Consider the following 17,072-nt stretch of genomic DNA (forward strand, 5'->3'; position numbering starts at 1 on the left):
GAGCCGGGAGTATGCCGCCCGTTCCCGGCTCAACCTCACAGGCCCCTGAGCTGTCCGGTCCTTGCGGATCTCGAAGTCCAATGCATCCCCTGAACTGGGGTGTTGCAACGACTCCTAGAACCCAAGAACCCGACCGGCCCTTCGAAGCACGTACCCGCTCAGACCCGCGAAGGCTCCGCGTCCCCGGTGGCCCCAGCGGCCTCCGCCGCCGCCTCGACCTCCAGCTCGCGGCGCACCGCGGCCAGCGAGGGGTTGGCCCAGGAACTGGCGACGCCCCAGTAGTAGAACGCCAGACCGATCGCGGCCACGATCAGCAGGTCCCAGCCCTCCGGCAGGTAGCCGTGCCCGCCGAAGTCGGCACTACCGGCCCAGGAGATCCCAGCCATCACGAACAGGTAGGCGACCATCCAGGCGCCCGCCTTCAGGTGCGGCTTCAGCTCGGCGAACGGCTTGCGCAGCTCGTACCAGGCCCAGATCGGCAGACCGGCGGCCATCAGCAGGATGACCTTGCCGGTGAGCGGCCACTTGGCCCAGTACAGCACCAGCGAGCCGAACACCATGGCGATCGGAGCGATCACCGGCATGGCCTTGAGCTTCACCGGCCGCGGCAGGTCCGGGGCGAGGCGGCGCAGCGCCATCACGGCGACCGGGCCGGTGATGTAGGAGATCACGGTGGCCACCGAGACGATCTCGGCCAGCGAGCCCCAGCCACGGAAGACCGCGAGGAACAGGAAGGCGACCACGAGGTTGAGCACCAGCGCCGGGCGCGGGATGCCGGTCTTGGCGTCGACCTTGCCGAAGATCTTCGGCAGGTGGCCGTTCTCCTGCACGCCGTGGATCATGCGCGAGGTGGTGGCGGCGTAGATCATGCCGGTGCCGGACGGCGAGACGAACGCATCCGCGTACAGCAGCATGGCGAGCCAGTTGAGGCCCCAGGCCATCGCGAGGTCGGCCAGCGGCGAGGTGTAGCCGAGGCCGCCCCAGCCGTTGGCCAGGCCGTCGTCCGGCACGGCGCCGAGGAAGGCGACCTGCAGCGCGATGTAGATCACGAGGGCGATCAGGATCGAGCTGATCACGGCCTTGGGCAGCGACTTGCCGGGGTTGCGGGCCTCGCCGGCCAGGTTGAGCGGCGACTGGAAGCCGTTGAACGCCCAGACGATGCCGGAGGTCGCCACGGCGGTGAACACCGCGCTCCAGCCGTTCGGCGCGAAACCGCCGTGGTCGGTGAAGTGCGAGGTGTCGAAGTGCGCGAAGAGCAGCGCACCGGCGGTGAGTGTCGGCACGACGACCTTGAACACGGTGATCGCCGTGTTGGTCTTGGCGAACAGCGTGATCGCGAACCAGTTCAGCGCGAAGTACACGAGCAGGAGGACGCTGGCCAGCGCGACGCCGCTGACGCTCAGCTCCTTGCCGTCGTACAAGGCCTTGGCCCATCCGTAGTGCCAGGAGCTCATGTACTGGACGGACGCGGTGGCCTCACCCGGGATGACCGAGACGATGGCGATCCAGTTGGCCCAGGCGGCCAGGTAGCCGGCCAGCGAGCCGTGCGAGTACTGGCCGTACCGGACCATGCCGCCGGCCTTGGGGAACATCGATCCCAGCTCGCTGTACGTGAGGGCGATGGTGAGCGCCACGGCGGCGCCGATCACCCAGGCGAGGATCGAGGCGGGGCCGGCCAGCTTGGCCGCCCGCTCGGCACCGAACAGCCAGCCGGAACCGATGATCGACCCCAGCCCGACAGCTGTCAGGCTGATGGTTCCGAGCGATCGGCGGTAGTTCTGGTGTGATGCCGTCGACGAAGCGGGCTCACTCAACGTATCGGTCCTCTCGCTCGGGGTTCAGCGGATGGTGTCGGTGCTTTTACGGTTTTGCATCGGTATTCCGGACAAACCCCAGCAGCCTATGGTCCGAAATGGGGCGAAAACCTCAGGGGAAGCTCAAACCGTCCGATCGTTGCCATCTCGTGTCCGGCTTTCGGGCGTTCGGGACCGCTCGACGAGACCGACGCCACACCGCCGACCGGCAGTGGATCAAGGGGAAGGCGGCCATGGGCCGGAAAAGCAAATTCCCCGTGGGATCCTTTCGGATTCCACGGGGAATTTCGACTGTGTCCGAGGGGGGACTTGAACCCCCACGCCCGATAAAGGGCACTAGCACCTCAAGCTAGCGCGTCTGCCATTCCGCCACCCGGACGGGGTGTGTGCTTCGGGGGATTTTCTCTCGCCCCCTCGGCGACAGAGAGAACATTACCAGGGTTCCGGAGTGCTTCTCACCTGCGTTTCCTCGCCCCCGACCACGCCCCCGGCCTCGCCCCTCACCGCGCCCCCGGCCGTGCCCCTCACCGCGCCCCCGGCCGTGCCCCTCACCGCCGCCCTCGCCGCGCCCCCGGCCTCGCCCCTCGCCGCGCCCCCGACCGAGGCCCGGGGCACCAGGCCCGGCCCGACTGGCTGGGACCCCTCGCGAGCGCGCTCGAATCCCGCCCGAAGCGGTGGTGAGCGCGAAGCAAACGATCGATTCCGCCCCCAACCCGTGATCGATACCGGTCGGAAGTGATCCGACACGGGCAACTTGTCGACGGTGCCCCGGCCGCGCCGACCGCTCTCCTAGCCTCTGTGGACCGAGGGCGCCATGAGCGGATCGCCTGATTCCCGGATCGCGGATGAAGCGGACGAAGCGGACGAAGGGCGGCTGGACGTGGAGCAGATCAGCGGGGCGGCGAAGGCCGAGTCGAGACCCGGCAGCCGAGCCGGCGGGCGGCAGTCCGCCGGCGGTCCCGTCGAGGGCGTGTGGCACTTCCGGGTGCCCGCCGTCGAGGCCTCCGTGCCGCGCACCCGCCACGCGGTGCGCGACCGCCTGCTGGCCCAGGGGATGACCGGGGTGCGCTACCAGGAGCTGGTGGACGACGTGCTGCTGATCGTCTCGGAGCTGGTCGGCAACGCGGTGAAGCACGCGGCCGAGCTGTCACCCGAGGTGACCACCGAGCTGTCGGTGCGCCGGGGCTGGGTGCGGGTCTCGGTCGAGGACGGTGACCCGTACCGGCCGAAGGCCCTGGAGAGCGACACCGGCCGGACCGGCGGGCGCGGCCTGCTGCTGGTGAAGAGCGTCACCCTGCAGGCCGGCGGGGTGTGCGACGTCGAGCACACGGGGGAGGGCGGCAAGGTCATCTGGGCCTCGCTGCCCGTCCCCCCGGAGCCCGGGCGCTGACGACGGCCCCCACGGAGGTGCGGCCGCTACCAGTCCCGGCCGGCGATCTCCCGGATCCCCGGCAGCGCCGCCTCGAAGACGGTCTCGAACCAGACCGAGAACGGCCGCTCGTCCCGCAGCTCGCGCAGTTCCTGGGCGGTGACGAAGGCGAAGTCGTCGACCTCCTCCGGGTTCGGCTCGACCGGCGCGGTGACCAGCCCGACGAAGAGGTGGTTCCACTCCCGCTCGATCATCCCGGAGGCCTCGTCCGGCAGGTCGTAGCGGACCGTCCCGGCCTCGCAGAGCAGCGCCGGTGCGACACCCAGCTCCTCGCCGGTGCGCCGGGCGGCGGCGACGAACGGCGGCTCGTCCGGGTAGGGGTGCCCGCAGCAGGTGTTCGACCAGACGCCGGGGGAGTGGTACTTGCCGAGCGCCCGGCGCTGCAGCAGCAGCCGGCCCTGGCGGTCGAAGAGGAACACCGAGAAGGCCCGGTGCAGCCGGCCCGGCTGCTGGTGGGCCCAGTGCTTCTCGGCGGTGCCGACGGTGACGCCCTCGTCGTCGACCAGTTCCAGCAGGATCTCGGCGCCCGCGGGGGCGGCGGCGGAGGCCCGGGGGTCGACCGTCACGTCTGTCTCCACGTCCAGACCGGTGTCGATCTCGGCGGCGAAGTGGGTCGGGTCGGTCGGCGGACTCTGGGGCATGGGGCCTCTTTCGGGAGCGGGAGCAACGGGAGCATCGGGTGCGTCGGGGGGCACCTGGTGGGGTGCACGGGACGCAGCGGGGGCACCGGCGCCGGCGTCGGGCTCCAGTCTGCCGTATGGGTGGCGGTCCGGACGGGTCCCACGCACAACCGGGCGGATCATGGCCGGGGGGAGTTCCGATCCGTGCAGGGAACGGTCCGGGACGCCCCCGGAAGGGTCATTCGTCCCGAAGGCCAGTTCGGGTTCCGTTCCCATCCTGTTCGATCACGGCACCTCCACTCCGCCGTCACCTCACCGTCTCCGGCCGCGTTCGGGTGGGTCGTCCGGGTCGCCTACCATCACTTAGGACACGCTGCCCGGATCTGTGCCGGTCCGGCGCGCCGCCGCCGGGCCCGGCCGAACGCCGGTCCGGCGGGCGACAGCGCCGTCGGGCCCGTCGGCACATCCCCGCGCGCATCGCACGACGCACGACGGATCAGGAGACCCCGCATGATCGGCCTCGTTCTGGCAGCCGGCGCCGGCCGCCGGCTGCGCCCGTACACCGACACCCTGCCCAAGGCACTGGTGCCGGTCGACGGGGAGCGGACCGTCCTGGACCTCACCCTCGGCAACTTCGCCGAGGTCGGACTGCGCGAGGCGGCGATCGTCGTCGGCTACCGCAAGGAGGCGGTGTACGACCGCAAGGACGCCCTGGAGAGCAAGTACGGCGTCAAGCTCCACCTGGTCGAGAACGACAAGGCCGAGGAGTGGAACAACGCGTACTCGCTCTGGTGCGCCCGTGACCTGTTCGCCGAGGGCCTGCTGCTGGCCAACGGCGACACCGTCCACCCGGCCTCGGTGCAGCGCACCATGCTGGAGGGCAACCGGCGCCTCACCGAGTCCGGCACGGCCCCCGGCATCCTGCTCGCCCTCGACACGGTGAAGAAGCTCGCCGACGAGGAGATGAAGGTCGTCGTCGACCCGGTCGCCGGCATGCGCCGCATCACCAAGCTGATGGACCCGGTCGAGGCGACCGGCGAGTACATCGGCGTCACCGTGATCAACCCGGCCGCCGCCGCCGACCTGACCGACGCGCTGCGCGCCACCTACGAGCGCGACCCGCAGCTGTACTACGAGGACGGCTACCAGGAGATGGTCGACCGGGGCCTGCGGATCGACGTGCAGCCGATCGGCGAGGTGTCCTGGGTCGAGGTCGACAACCACGACGACCTGGCGAAGGCGCGGGAGATCGCGTGCCAGTACTGACCCGGCTGGTCCCGTCGCCGCTGTTCGCCGAGATCCGCCCGGGCGCGCTGGACGCGCTCGGCGGCATCCTGGCGGACCAGCGGCTGTCGGCCTCGGGCCGGATCGCGGTGGCGATCAGCAACGGCTCCGGCGCCGCGATGCGCGAGCGCCTGGAGCCGGCCCTGCCCGGCGCCGACTGGTTCAACGTGGACGACGGCAGCCTCGACAGCGCGGTGCGCTTCGCCGAGGAGATGCGCGGCAAGCACTACGACGCGGTCGTCGGCCTCGGTGGCGGCAAGATCATCGACGCCGCCAAGTACGCCGCCGCCCGGGTCGGCCTGCCGGTGGTCGCGGTCGCCACCAACCTGGCCCACGACGGCATCTGCTCGCCGGTCTCCACCCTCGACAACGACGCCGGCCGGGGCTCCTACGGGGTGCCCAGCCCGATCGGCATCATCGTCGACCTGGACGTGATCCGGCAGGCCCCGCAGCGCTTCGTGGCGGCCGGGGTGGGCGACGTGATCTCCAACATCTCGGCCTGCGCGGACTGGGAGCTGTCGCACGCGGTCACCGGCGAGCCGGTGGACGGACTGGCCGTGGCGATGGCCCGCTCGGCGGGCGAGAACCTGCTGCGGCACCCGGGGAGCACTCAGGACCAGGACCTCCTGACGGCCCTCGCGGAGGCCCTGGTACTGTCCGGCATCGCGATGAACATCGCGGGCAGCACCCGGCCCTCGTCGGGCGCCTGCCACGAGATCTCGCACGCCCTGGACGTGCTGTACCCCAAGCGTTCCGCCCAGCACGGCGAACAGGTGGGCCTCGGCGCCGCGTTCGCCAGCTTCCTGCGGGGCGAGCGCGAGCTGACCGGTCTGATCGTGGAGCGCCTGGCGAGCCACGGCCTGCCGGTGACCGCGGCTCAGATCGGTTTCACCGAGGCGGAGTTCACCGAAGCGGTGCACTACGCTCCCAACACCCGCCCGGGGCGCTTCACCATCCTGGAACACCTCGACCTCTCCCCTTCCGCAATCAGGGACGCGTACGCCGACTATGTCCAAGCCGTCAACAGCTGACCCCTCCACCGCGGGCGCCGAGCGGCCCCCGGTGGACCTGACCCGCCGGCCCTCGATCGAGGAACTGCGCGCGGTGATCCACCCGGAGGGCATGCTCCAGCGCCGCAGCGCCGAGCACTGGGCCGGGCGTCTGTACATGCGGAAGATCTCGCTGCGGATCACCCGCGTGCTGTCGACCGTGACGGCGATCACGCCCAACGGCCTGACCTACCTGATGATGTTCACCGGCATCCTGGCCGGCGCCGCGCTGGTCGTGCCGGGCATCACCGGCGCGGTCCTGGGCGCCCTGCTGATCCAGGTCTACCTGCTGCTGGACTGCGTGGACGGCGAGGTGGCCCGCTGGCGCCGGCAGACCTCGCTGACCGGCGTCTACCTGGACCGGGTCGGCCACTACATGTCCGAGGCGGCCCTGCTGACCGGCCTCGGGCTGCGCGCCACCGACCTGCTGCACCGCGAGGGCGGCGGCTCCCACTGGGAGTGGGCCTTCCTGGGCACGCTGGCCGCGCTCGGCGCGATCCTGATCAAGTCCGAGACCGACCTGGTGGACGTGGCCCGCGCCCGCAGCGGCATGACGGCCGTCGAGGACAGCGCCTCGGTGCCGCGCTCGGCCTCGGTGGCCAGGGCCCGCCGGGCGGCCTCGCTGCTGAAGTTCCACCGCCTGGTCGGCGCGGTCGAGGCTTCGCTGTTCATCCTGGCGGCCGGGATCGCCGACGCCGTGCACGGCGGGCTGTTCTTCACCCGGCTCGCGGTCGTGGTGCTGGCGGCGATCGCCATGCTGCAGACCGTGCTGCACCTGCTGAGCATCGTCCTCTCCAGCAGGCTGCGATGAACGAGCGGAGCGAGTCCATGATCAAGAGGTGCGCGTGTGCGACTGCACCTGCCGAGCGCAGCGAGGTGGGCGCGTGAGCACCTCGACCATCGCGGAGAACTTCCGCCTCGGCGTCGTCATCATCACCATGGGCAACCGGCCCGCCGAGCTCAACGCCCTGATCGAGTCGGTCCGCGCCCAGGAGGGCCCGGCCGTCGAGCTCGCCGTGGTCGGCCAGGGCGTCGAGCTGCCCCCGCTGCCCGCGGGCGTGCGCACCGTCGCGCTGCCGGAGAACCTCGGCATCCCGGGCGGGCGCAATGTCGGCATCGAGCTGTTCGGGCCGGACGGCCGGGAGGTGGACGCCGTCCTCTTCCTGGACGACGACGGGCTGCTGCCGCGCACCGACTCGGCCCGTCTGCTGCGCGAGGCCTTCACCGCCGACCCGGAGCTGGGCATCGTGTCCTTCCGGATCGAGGACCCGGACACCGGTGTCACCCAGCGCCGGCACGTCCCCCGGCTGCGCGCCAGCGACCCGCTGCGCTCCTCCCGGGTGACCACCTTCCTGGGCGGCGCGAGCGCCGTGCGCTGCAAGGTGTTCGAGCAGGCCGGGCAGCTGCCCGCCGAGTTCTTCTACGCCCACGAGGAGACCGACCTCGCGTGGCGCGCCCTGGACGCGGGCTGGGCCATCGACTACCGGGCGGACGTGGTGCTGCACCACCCCGCCACCTCGCCGGCCCGGCACGCCGCCTACTTCCACAACGTGGCCCGTAACCGGGTCTGGCTCGCGAGGCGGAACCTTCCGGCCCCGTTGGTGCCTCTCTATCTGGGAACCTGGTTTCTGCTGACCGTGGCCCGACGCCCCTCCGCGGAGGGGCTGAAGGCCTGGCTGGGCGGATTCCGGGCGGGCTTCCGCGAACCCTGCGGTGCGCGGCGGCCCATGCGATGGCGGACCGTCTGGCGACTGACCAGGATGGGCCGACCTCCGATCATCTGATTGGATCGAGCGATCGATCGCCGCGGCCGGTGACCACACACCGGCCCGAACCTCCCCCGTGATCCCAGTGGATCCCCCTCGGCGCAAGGCCGGCGGACCCCCGCCGACCGGCCGCCCCGACCGATCCCGCGCGAAGGACGAATGTGTCGACAGTGAGTGAATCCGTGAGCCTCTCAGCCCCGAGGGGGGCGGACGCGGGCCTGACCCCCAAGCAGCTCGCGGACAAGTACGGCTTGTCGGTGAGCGGTGCCCGGCCCGGACTGTTCGCCTACACCAAGCAGCTCTGGGCTCGGCGCCACTTCATCTGGGCCTTCGCCACCGCCCGCCTGGTGGCCCAGTACACCGACGCCAAGCTGGGCCAGCTCTGGCAGGTCGTGACCCCGCTGCTCAACTGCGGCGTGTTCTACCTGGTCTTCGGCGTGATCCTGAAGAGCAAGAACGGATTCCCGCCGCACACCTACATCGCCTGGCTGTGCATCGGCGTCTTCGTCTTCCAGTTCACCCAGAACGCGGTGCAGGCCGGCACCCGGGCGATCTCCGACAACCTCGGCCTGATCCGCGCGCTGCACTTCCCGCGCGCCAGCCTGCCGATCGCGTTCACCGTGATCCAGCTCCAGCAGCTGCTGATCTCGATGGTGGTGCTGGTCGTCACCGTGCTGGCCGCGGGCATCACCCCGGGCAAGACCTGGCTGCTGATCATCCCGGCGCTGATCCTGCAGACGATGTTCAACACCGGCGTCTCGCTGATCTTCGCCCGGATCGGTGCCAAGACCAGTGACATCTCCCAGCTGATCCCGTTCGTGATGCGGGCCTGGATGTTCCTGTCCGGCGTGATGTTCAGCATCCAGGACCGGGTCCACGACTGGCCGGGCTACATCCAGGTGATCTGCAACATCAACCCGGCCTCGGTCTACATGGACCTGCTGCGGCACGCCTTCGCGCCGGTCATCTACAACAAGCACCTGCCCGCACACCAGTCCCTGCCGCCGCACCAGTGGACCTACGGCATCGCCTGGGCGGTCGGGATCTTCGTCATCGGATACGTCTTCTTCTGGAAGGCCGAGGAGGAGTACGGCCGTGGCTGACACCGACCTGAGCAAGCGCGACACCGTGGCGGACACCAAGGTCGCCCGCGAGCCCACCGTCGTCGTCGACGACGTGCACATCGTCTACCGGGTGCACGGCGCCGGCTCCGGCAAGGGCAGCGCCACCTCGGCGCTGAGCCGCATCATCAGCCGCAAGCGCGCCTCCGGCGTGCGCGAGGTGCACGCGGTCAAGGGCATCAGCTTCACCGCGTACAAGGGTGAGGCCGTCGGCCTGATCGGCTCCAACGGCTCCGGCAAGTCGACCATGCTGGCCGCCATCGCGGGCCTGCTGCCGACCGAGAAGGGCGGCATCTACACCAACGGCCAGCCCTCGCTGCTGGGCGTCAACGCGGCCCTGATGAACGAGCTCAGCGGCGAGCGCAACGTCGTCCTGGGCTGCCTGGCGATGGGGATGTCCCCGGCCGACGTGCGGGAGCGCTACCAGGACATCGTGGAGTTCTCCGGGATCAACGACAAGGGCGACTTCATCTCCCTGCCGATGCGCACCTACTCCTCCGGCATGGGCGCCCGGCTGCGCTTCTCGATCGCCGCCGCCAAGACCCACGACGTGCTGCTGATCGACGAGGCGCTGGCCACCGGTGACCAGGCCTTCCAGCAGCGCAGCAAGAAGCGGATCGACGAGCTGCGCGGCTCCGCCGGTACGGTCTTCCTGGTCAGCCACGACAACAACTCGATCCGCGAGGTTTGCGAGCGGACCATCTGGATCGAGGCCGGCGAGCTGGTCATGGACGGCCCGACCGACGAGGTCGTCGGCCGCTACGAGCGCGGCGAGCGCCCGTAGGGCCCCGAAGCGCCCCGGCACCGAAGGGCCGGCCCCGGAACACTCCGGAGCCGGCCCTTCGGCGCGCCGCCGGTACCCCGGGTGGCCCGCCGCCGCGGGGGTGAGCGCCGCCGTGCGCCGGGCGGGGCGCTCTTCTCGCGCGCGGCGCGTGGTGTCACGCTGGGGGGCGCGGGGGCGGTGTGCCGTGCGTGACGCCCGCGCTCGGACGCGTGTCCGAGTCGGACCGGTGGTACCGAGCGGTGTAGAACGGGGGAGTGACTGCAGTGTCGGCTTCGGCCCAGCCCAGAGATACGCCGGTGAACCCCTCCGCGGGACAGACCCTGGAGAAGGCGGGTGCGGAGAACTTCCCGGTCGCCCCCTTCTTCCTGCCCGCGGCCTGGCGCGACGACCTGATGGCCGTCTACGGCTTCGCCCGGCTGGTCGACGACGCCGGCGACGGTGACCTGGCCGATCCGGCCGCCACCGCCGCCCTGCTCGGGGTCGATCGGCAGCCCCCCGCCACCCCTTCGGCCCAGTCCGGCCCGCCGAGCCCGGCGGAGGTCTCCTTCCGGCTCGCCCTGCTCGACGGACTGGAGCGCGACCTCGACCGGGTGTTCGAAACGGCCCTGCGCTCCGGCGGTGCCGAGCAGCCCCGCCACCCGTTGCTGAGCGCCCTCGTCCCGGTGGTCGACCGGCACGGCCTGCCCCCCGAGTCGTTCCGCCGTCTGATCGAGGCCAACCGGGTGGACCAGACCACCGCTCGCTACGCCACCTATGAGGACCTGGTCGGCTACTGCACGCTCTCCGCCGATCCGGTCGGCCGCCTGGTGCTCGCCATCGCGGGCGTCTCCACCCCCGAGCGGATCGCCCTCTCCGACGCGATCTGCACCGCCCTCCAGTTGGTCGAACACCTCCAGGACGTGGCCGAGGACCTCTCCTGCGGCCGGATCTACCTCCCCGCCGAGGACCTCGAACGCTTCGGCGTCTCGGAGGAGGAGCTCGCCGCCCCCCGCGCGACCGGAGCCGTCCGGGAACTGATCGCCTTCGAGACCGAGCGGGCCCGCACCCTGCTCGACCGCGGCGCACCATTGGTAGGTACGGTTCGGGGGAGGCTTCGACTGCTCCTCGCGGGATTCACCGCAGGCGGCTACGCGGCCCTGGCGGCCGTCGAGGACGCCGGGTACGACGTACTCGCCCGGCAGGCGAAGCCGGACAAGCGCCGCCTGGCAATGAAGGCGGCGGCCATCTTCGCGAAGGGAAGGTGAACGCCCGAGTGGCGGCATCACCACTGGCGTCGGCCCCGGTCATGGCGGCGTACCGGTACTGCGAGGCAGTCACCGGACTGCAGGCCCGCAACTTCAGCTACGGCATCCGCCTGCTGCCCGAGCCCAAGCGGCTGGCCATGTCGGCGCTGTACGCGCTGGCCCGTCGGGTGGACGACATCGGCGACGGCGACCTCCCGGCCGACCGCAAGGCCGAGGCGCTGGTGCGCACCCGGGAGCTGGTGGACGAGGTCCGCTCCGGTGCGGTCGCCGAGGACGACACCGACCCGATCAAGGTCGCCCTGGCCGACGCGGCCCGGCGCTTCCCGATCCCGCTCGGCGGCTTCGACGAGCTGATCGACGGCGTGGAGATGGACCTCAAGGGCGCCGAGTACCAGACGTACGAGGAGCTCAAGGTCTACTGCCGCTGCGTGGCCGGTGCCATCGGCCGGCTCTCGCTGGGCGTCTACGGCTGCGACGACCCCGAGCGCGGGGCGCAGTACGCGGACACCCTGGGGCTGGCCCTGCAGCTCACCAACATCCTGCGCGACCTGCGCGAGGACGCCCTGACCGGCCGCACCTACCTGCCCGCCGAGGACCTGGTCCGGTTCGGCTGCGAGCAGGGCTTCGCACTGCCCAAGCCGCCGGTCGGCGCCGACTTCACCGGACTGGTGGCCTTCGAGGCCGCCCGCGCCCAGGCCGCCTTCGAGGAGGGCCTGCGGCTGCTGCCGATGCTCGACCGCCGCAGCCGCGCCTGCACCGCCGCGATGGCCGGGATCTACCACCGGCTGCTCGGCCGGATCGCCGCCGACCCGGAGTCGGTGCTGCGCGGCCGGGTCTCGCTCCCGGGCTGGGAGAAGGCGTACGTCGCGCTTTCCGGGCTCGCCGGGGGGCGTTCTTGATTCTCGCCACGGTTCTGTCACGCTGTGTCAGCGGGGAATCACATCCGGGTGGGGCCGTGTTGACCACGACGCCGAGCACGAGAGTGCCGGCCACAGCGATCGCCGCCGGGCGGTCCAGCGAGTGCGAGGGGGAGGGTTGATGACCGGGCGAGCCGATGCCGCGCGCCCGGCCGCCGTCGTGGTCGGCGGCGGCCTGGCCGGGATCACCACGGCACTGCGACTGGCCGAGGCCGGCCATGACGTGACCCTCGCCGAGGGGCGCCCCCGGCTGGGCGGCCTCGCGTTCTCCTTCCAGCGCGGCGAGCTGACCGTCGACAACGGCCAGCACGTCTTCCTGCGCTGCTGCACCGCCTACCGCGGTCTGCTGGAGCGCCTCGGCGCCACCCGGATGACCCACCTCCAGGACCGCCTGGACGTCCCGGTGCTCTCCGTCACCGGGCCCGACCAGGCCCCGGTGCGCACCCTCGGCCGACTGCGCCGGGCCGGCCTGCCCGTCCCGCTGCACCTGGCCGGCAGCCTCGCCCGGTACCCGCACCTGTCCCCGGCCGACCGCGCCCGGGTGGTCCGCGGGGCGCTCGCCCTGAAGGGCCTGGACCTCGCCGATCCGGCGCTGGACGGGCTCTCCTTCGGCGAGTGGCTGCGCCGCAACGGGCAGAACGCCGCCACCACGGCCGCGCTCTGGGACCTGGTCGGCGTCGCCACCCTGAACGCCCGGGCCGACCAGGTGTCGCTGGCGCTGGCGGCGATGGTGTTCAAGACCGGGCTGCTCTCCGACCCGGGGGCCTCCGACATCGGCATCGCCGCCGTCCCGCTCGGCGTGATCCACCACGACCGGGCGCTCGCGGAGCTGGAACGCGCCGGCGTGCGGGTGCTGCTGCGCGCCCGGGTCGCGGAACTCAAGCCGGCCACACCCCAGCACGCCGTCCGGCTGGAGGGCGGCCAGCTGGGGGACGGGACGCTGCTCACCGCCGACACCGTCGTGCTGGCCGGCGCCCAGGACACCGCGGCCGCCCTGCTGCCGCCGGGGGCCGTCCCGCACCGGCTGGAGGACCTCGGCACCACGCCGATCCTCAACGTGCACGTGGTCTACGACCGCAAGGTGTTGCGCCGGCCGTTCTTCGCCGCGCTCGGCAGCCCGGTCCAGTGGGTGTTCGACCGCACCACCCACTCCGGCCTGGCCGGCACCTCGGTCGGCCGCGCCCACCCCGGCGCCCAGTACCTGGCGCTCTCGCAGTCCGCCGTCCAGGACGAGATCGACCTGCCGGTCGCCGAACTGCGCGACCGCTACCTGCCCGAGCTGGCCCGGCTGCTCCCGGCCGCCGCCGGCGCCGAGGTGCTGGACTTCTTCGTCACCCGGGAACGCACCGCCACCTTCGACGGGGCCCCCGGCAGCGCCGCACTGCGGCCGTCGGCCGCGACCGGCGTTCCCGGCGTGCTGCTGGCCGGGGCGTGGACCGCCACCGGCTGGCCCGCGACCATGGAGGGCGCCGTGCGCAGCGGCCACGCCGCGGCCGACGCCGTGCTCGCCGCCGCCGGCACCCGGGTGCCCGTGGACCGGGCCGACGGGCGGTGGCCGAGGTGACGGCGGGTCCCGTCGCCGGGGAGCCCGCCAGAGCCGACGGGCGTACCGTCGGCCCCATCGGCCGTACCGACACCGTTCGCTCCGGCACCACTCGCACTGGCACCACTCGCACTGGCACCAGCCGCACCGACAGCACCCGGCCGCCCCGTGCGGTCCGGCACCACGAGGGAGAGGGAACGCACGTGGAGTCACGCACCGGCTTCGCCGTCGGAGGCACGGCGCACGCCGAACCGGTCTCGGTGCCGGAGCTGCTCGCCCGCAGCCGTACGCTCTGCACTCCGCCGCTCCGGGCCACCGTCGCCCGTCTGGCCGCACCGATGGACACCGTCGCGGCGTACCACTTCGGCTGGATCGACCGGGACGGCACCCCGGTGGAGGGCGACGGCGGCAAGGCCGTGCGGCCCGCGCTGGCGCTGCTGTCCGCCCAGGCCGCCGGTGCGGCGGCCGAGGTGGGCGTGCCCGGCGGGGTGGCGGTTGAGCTGGTGCACAACTTCTCCCTCCTTCATGATGATCTGATGGACGGTGACGAGACCCGTCGGCACCGGGCCACCGCCTGGACGGTCTTCGGACCGGCCCAGGCGATCCTGGTCGGCGACGCCCTGGCGACGCTCGGCACGGAGGTACTGCTCGACGCCGCGGTGACCGGTGGCGCGAGCCCCGCCGACGCCGCGCGCGCCGTCCGGCTGCTCACCACGGCGACCCGCCGGCTGATCGACGGCCAGGCGATGGACGTCGCCTTCGAACAGCGCGACAGCGTCACCGTCGCCGAATGCCTGGAGATGGAGGGCGGCAAGACGGCGGCCCTGCTGGCCGCCGCCTCGGCGATCGGCGCCGTCCTGGCCGGGGCCGACGACAAGGTCTCCGACGCGCTCCAGCGCTACGGCCACCACCTGGGCCTGGCCTTCCAGGCGGTGGACGACCTGCTGGGCATCTGGGGCGCGACCGAGGTCACCGGCAAGCCGCACTGGGGCGACCTGCGTCAGCGCAAGAAGTCCCTGCCGGTCGCCGCCGCCCTCGCCGAGGGCGGGGCCGCCTCGCGCCGGCTGGCCGGACAGCTCGCGGACCCGAAGGGCCGGGGCGAGGAGAGCGAGCCCGAGCTGGCAGCCCGGGCCGCGCTGATCGAGGAGGCCGGCGGTCGAGCCTGGACCCAGGAGGAGGCCCGCCGCCAGCACACGACTGCCCTCGCCGCCCTGGACGAGGTGCCCATGTCCGACGGGGTGCGGGAGCACTTCGTCGCACTCGCCGAATTCGTGGTGGTACGAGAGAGGTGACGTTACGTTGACAGCAACCGCGGACGGCCGGCTCGACCCTGAGTACGATTCCGAGCCGGTCGCGGTGGGCGACCGCCCCCCGGCCCTGCTGGGCACGGGGCCGTGGCAGCCCGAGGACACGGACCGGCCGCGGCCGGTCGGTGAGGCGGACCGGCAGCCCGGCGACGCGCGCGAGGCCCTCGCGCGCGCCACCACCCACCTGCTCTCGCTGCAGTCCTCCGAGGGCTGGTGGAAGGGCGACCTGGAGACCAACGTCACCATGGACGCCGAGGACTTACTGCTCCGCCAGTTCCTTGGCATCAGGACGGAGGAGCAGACCCGGGCCACCGCCGAGTGGATCCGCTCCCAGCAGCGGGAGGACGGCACCTGGGCCACCTTCCACGGCGGACCGGCCGAACTGTCCACCACCGTCGAGGCGTACGTCGCCCTCAAGCTCGCCGGCGACGACCCCGACGCCCCGCACATGCTGGCCGCCGCGCGCTACGTCCGCTCCACCGGGGGCATCGCGGCCGCCCGGGTGTTCACCCGGATCTGGCTCGCGCTCTTCGGCTGGTGGCCGTGGGAGCGGCTGCCCGAGATGCCGCCCGAGATCATCTTCCTGCCCAAGTGGCTGCCGCTGAACATCTACGCCTTCGGCTGCTGGGCCCGCCAGACCATCGTCCCGCTGACCGTCGTCTCGGCCCACCGCCCGGTCCGTCCGGCCCCCTTCGCGCTCACCGAGCTGCACACCGACCCGGACCACCCGTACCCCGACCGGCCGCTCGCCCCCGCCACCAGCTGGGACGGCCTGTTCGAGCGCCTGGACAAGGTGCTGCACGCCTACCACCACCGGGCCGTCCGACCGCTGCGCCGCCTCGCCGTCGCCCAGGCCTGCCGCTGGATCGTCGAGCGCCAGGAGGCCGACGGCTGCTGGGGCGGCATCCAGCCGCCGGCCGTCTACTCGCTGATCGCCCTGCACCTGGAGGGCTACGAGCTGGAGCACCCGGTGATGAAGGCCGGGCTCTCCTCCTTCGACCGCTTCACCGTGCACACCGAGGACGGCATGCGCTGGATGGAGGCCTGCCAGTCCCCGGTCTGGGACACCTGCCTGGCCACCATCGCGCTGGTCGACGCCGGCCTGCCGGCCGACCACCCGGCGCTGGTCTCCGCCGTCGACTGGATGCTCGGCGAGGAGATCCGCAAGCCGGGCGACTGGTCCGTCCAGCGGCCCGGCCTCCCGGCCGGCGGCTGGGCCTTCGAGTTCGAGAACGACACCTACCCCGACATCGACGACACCGCCGAGGTGGTGCTGGCGCTGCGCCGGGTCGCCCACCCCGACCAGGGCAAGGTCGACGCCGCGGTGGACCGCGGCGTGCTGTGGAACCTCGGCATGCAGTCCAAGAACGGCGCCTGGGGCGCCTTCGACGTCGACAACACCAGCCTGCTGCCGAACAAGCTGCCGTTCTGCGACTTCGGCGAGGTGGTCGACCCGCCGTCCGCGGACGTCACCGCCCACGTGGTGGAGATGCTCGCCGAGACCGGCCGGGCCCGTGACCCGCGCACCCGGCGCGGCATCGAGTGGCTGCTGCGCAACCAGGAGGCGGACGGCTCCTGGTTCGGCCGCTGGGGCACCAACTACATCTACGGCACCGGCTCGGTGCTGCCCGCCCTGGTCGCGGCAGGCGTCCCGGACGAGCACCCGGCGATCCGCCGGGCGGTGCGCTGGCTGGAGGACCGGCAGAACGCCGACGGCGGCTGGGGCGAGGACATGCGCTCCTACGACGACCCGGCGCACTGGGCCGGGCGCGGCGACTCCACCGCCTCGCAGACCGCCTGGGCGCTGATGGCGCTGCTCGCGGCCGGCGAGGGCCCGGACGGCCGGGCCACCCCGGCGGTGGAGCGCGGGGTGGAGTGGCTGGTGCGCACCCAGCTGCCCGAAGGCACCTGGGACGAACCGCAGTTCACCGGCACCGGCTTCCCGTGGGACTTCTCCATCAACTACCACCTGTACCGGCTGGTCTTCCCGGTCACCGCGCTCGGCCGCTACCTCAACGGCAGCCCCGGCATGGTGAAGCCCGGCGGCACCCCGGCGATCGGGGCCTCGCGGTGACCACCGCCCCGCTGCTGGTGCTCTGCGCGCTTGGCCCCGAGGTGTGGGCCCTGCGCGGGGGTGACTGGCGCGGCGCGGCGGGCGGGCCCCCGGTGCTGGTGCGCACCCGGGTCGGCCGGC

Annotated in this window: 14 protein-coding genes and 1 tRNA gene; 12 read left to right on the forward strand and 3 right to left on the reverse strand. The window is 72.4% G+C overall.

Annotated elements, in window-relative coordinates; all coding sequences use genetic code 11:
* Positions 1–158: 158 nt before the first annotated feature.
* Both BG452_RS14615 and BG452_RS14620 read right to left on the reverse strand, forming a co-directional pair.
* A complete protein-coding gene (locus tag BG452_RS14615) occupies positions 159–1,814 on the reverse strand; it encodes an APC family permease (protein ID WP_188304718.1) in 1,656 nt (551 codons plus the stop codon).
* A gap of 294 nt (positions 1,815–2,108) precedes the next feature.
* A tRNA-Leu gene (locus BG452_RS14620) sits at positions 2,109–2,193 on the reverse strand.
* Between the two features lie 435 nt (positions 2,194–2,628).
* On the opposite strand from BG452_RS14620, the gene BG452_RS14625 reads away from it, so the two are divergent.
* Complete coding sequence (locus BG452_RS14625; RefSeq protein WP_188304719.1) at positions 2,629–3,204, forward strand: ATP-binding protein; 576 nt, start codon at positions 2,629–2,631, stop codon at positions 3,202–3,204.
* 26 nt (positions 3,205–3,230) lie between these two features.
* Here BG452_RS14625 and idi read toward each other — a convergent pair whose 3' ends face one another.
* Positions 3,231–3,884, reverse strand: coding sequence for an isopentenyl-diphosphate Delta-isomerase (gene idi, locus BG452_RS14630; RefSeq protein WP_188304720.1), 654 nt, complete (start codon positions 3,882–3,884; stop codon positions 3,231–3,233).
* Positions 3,885–4,373: 489 nt separating this feature from the next.
* On the opposite strand from idi, the gene BG452_RS14635 reads away from it, so the two are divergent.
* The 11 genes from BG452_RS14635 (at position 4,374) to shc (ending at position 16,952) form a co-directional block, all read left to right on the forward strand.
* Positions 4,374–5,129 (forward strand): sugar phosphate nucleotidyltransferase, encoded by a 756-nt coding sequence (locus BG452_RS14635; protein WP_188304721.1) that lies wholly within the window; start codon positions 4,374–4,376, stop codon positions 5,127–5,129.
* Positions 5,117–6,178 carry an iron-containing alcohol dehydrogenase family protein gene (locus BG452_RS14640; protein WP_188304722.1) on the forward strand — a complete coding sequence of 354 codons (1,062 nt, stop codon included), beginning with the start codon at positions 5,117–5,119 and terminating at the stop codon, positions 6,176–6,178. Before BG452_RS14635 ends, BG452_RS14640 begins: the two co-directional genes overlap by 13 nt.
* A gap of 91 nt (positions 6,179–6,269) precedes the next feature.
* Positions 6,270–7,007, forward strand: coding sequence for a CDP-alcohol phosphatidyltransferase family protein (locus BG452_RS14645; RefSeq protein ID WP_188304727.1), 738 nt, complete (start codon positions 6,270–6,272; stop codon positions 7,005–7,007).
* A 127-nt stretch (positions 7,008–7,134) separates the two neighbouring features.
* A complete protein-coding gene (locus BG452_RS14650; protein ID WP_188304728.1) occupies positions 7,135–7,980 on the forward strand; it encodes a glycosyltransferase family 2 protein in 846 nt (281 codons plus the stop codon).
* Between the two features lie 164 nt (positions 7,981–8,144).
* Positions 8,145–9,065 (forward strand): ABC transporter permease, encoded by a 921-nt coding sequence (locus BG452_RS14655; RefSeq protein ID WP_317621044.1) that lies wholly within the window; start codon positions 8,145–8,147, stop codon positions 9,063–9,065.
* Positions 9,058–9,867, forward strand: coding sequence for an ABC transporter ATP-binding protein (locus tag BG452_RS14660; RefSeq protein ID WP_317621045.1), 810 nt, complete (start codon positions 9,058–9,060; stop codon positions 9,865–9,867). Before BG452_RS14655 ends, BG452_RS14660 begins: the two co-directional genes overlap by 8 nt.
* Positions 9,868–10,163: 296 nt before the next feature.
* Positions 10,164–11,111: a squalene synthase HpnC gene (gene hpnC, locus BG452_RS14665; RefSeq protein WP_188304724.1), complete on the forward strand. Its 948-nt coding sequence runs from the start codon at positions 10,164–10,166 to the stop codon at positions 11,109–11,111.
* A 41-nt stretch (positions 11,112–11,152) separates the two neighbouring features.
* Entirely contained in the window at positions 11,153–12,010 is an 858-nt protein-coding gene (hpnD, locus tag BG452_RS14670; RefSeq protein ID WP_188304730.1) for a presqualene diphosphate synthase HpnD, read from the forward strand.
* A gap of 139 nt (positions 12,011–12,149) precedes the next feature.
* Positions 12,150–13,592, forward strand: coding sequence for a hydroxysqualene dehydroxylase HpnE (gene hpnE / locus BG452_RS14675; protein ID WP_188304725.1), 1,443 nt, complete (start codon positions 12,150–12,152; stop codon positions 13,590–13,592).
* Between the two features lie 182 nt (positions 13,593–13,774).
* The gene (locus BG452_RS14680) at positions 13,775–14,863 is read left to right on the forward strand and encodes a polyprenyl synthetase family protein (RefSeq protein ID WP_188304726.1); all 1,089 of its coding nucleotides are present in this window, start codon (positions 13,775–13,777) and stop codon (positions 14,861–14,863) included.
* A 7-nt stretch (positions 14,864–14,870) separates the two neighbouring features.
* The gene (gene shc, locus BG452_RS14685; RefSeq protein ID WP_223242217.1) at positions 14,871–16,952 is read left to right on the forward strand and encodes a squalene--hopene cyclase; all 2,082 of its coding nucleotides are present in this window, start codon (positions 14,871–14,873) and stop codon (positions 16,950–16,952) included.
* The last annotated feature ends 120 nt before the right edge of the window (positions 16,953–17,072 follow it).

Source organism: Streptomyces sp. CBMA123, assembly GCF_014596465.1.
Taxonomy (GTDB): domain Bacteria; phylum Actinomycetota; class Actinomycetes; order Streptomycetales; family Streptomycetaceae; genus Kitasatospora.